Origin of the sequence: Roseomonas genomospecies 6, assembly GCF_008365375.1 — a bacterium.
Lineage (GTDB): Bacteria > Pseudomonadota > Alphaproteobacteria > Azospirillales > Azospirillaceae > Azospirillum.
Map to the genome: position 1 here is coordinate 1 of NZ_QOKW01000086.1, position 1,059 is coordinate 1,059.

Annotated in this window: 1 protein-coding gene; it reads left to right on the plus strand. The window is 68.1% G+C overall.

Features of this window, described 5'->3' with window-relative positions:
* Positions 1-1,059 (plus strand): electron transfer flavoprotein-ubiquinone oxidoreductase (locus DS843_RS30870; protein ID WP_208852371.1); only part of this gene is annotated, 1,059 nt, incomplete at both ends.

Consider the following 1,059-nt stretch of genomic DNA (forward strand, 5'->3'; position numbering starts at 1 on the left):
CGGCGCGGTCAAGGGCGTGGCCACCGGCGACATGGGCATCGGCAAGGACGGTGAGAAGACCGCCAACTACACGCCGGGCATGGAGTTGCACGCCCGGCAGACCATCTTTGCCGAGGGCTGCCGCGGCTCGCTGACCAAGACGCTGTTCAAGCGCTTCGACCTGCGCCGCGACGCCGACCCCCAGACCTACGGCATCGGCATCAAGGAGCTGTGGGAGGTCGATCCGGCCCAGTCGCAGCCCGGCCTGATCGTCCACACCATCGGCTGGCCGATGGACCCCAAGACCTACGGCGGCTCCTGGCTCTACCACATGGAGGGCAACCTCGTGTCGGTCGGCTTCGTGGTCGGGCTCGACTACGAGAACCCGCACCTCTCGCCGTTCGAGGAGTTCCAGCGCTACAAGACCCACCCGGCGATCCGCCCGACCTTCGAGGGCGGGCGGCGCATCGCCTACGGCGCGCGTGCCCTGTCGGAGGGTGGCTTCCAGTCGATCCCCAAGCTGACCTTCCCCGGCGGCGTGATCGTCGGCGACGCGGCGGGCTTCCTCAACGTGCCCAAGATCAAGGGCAACCACACCGCCATGAAGTCGGGCATGCTGGCGGCGGAGGCGGTGTTCGAGCTTCTGTCGGCTGACAACGCCGCGCGTGAGGCGGTGGCCTATCCGGAGAAGCTGAAGGCGTCCTGGGTGTGGGCGGAGCTTCACGCGGTGCGCAACATCCGTCCCGGCTTCCAGAAGGGGCTGTGGGCGGGTCTGGCCAACGCGGCCTACGAGACGGCGACCAAGGGCAAGTCGCCGTGGACGCTGCACCACCGGCACGGCGACCACGAGACGCTGAAGAAGGCGTCGGAGATGCCGAAGATCGCCTATCCCAAGCCGGACGGCGTGGTGTCCTTCGACCGTCTGTCCTCGGTGTATCTGTCGAACACCAACCACGAGGAGGACCAGCCGGCGCACCTGACGCTGAAGGACGCCTCGGTTCCGATCGCGGTCAATCTGGCGCTCTACGACGCGCCGGAGACGCGCTACTGCCCGGCGGGGGTGTACGAGATCGTGCGGGC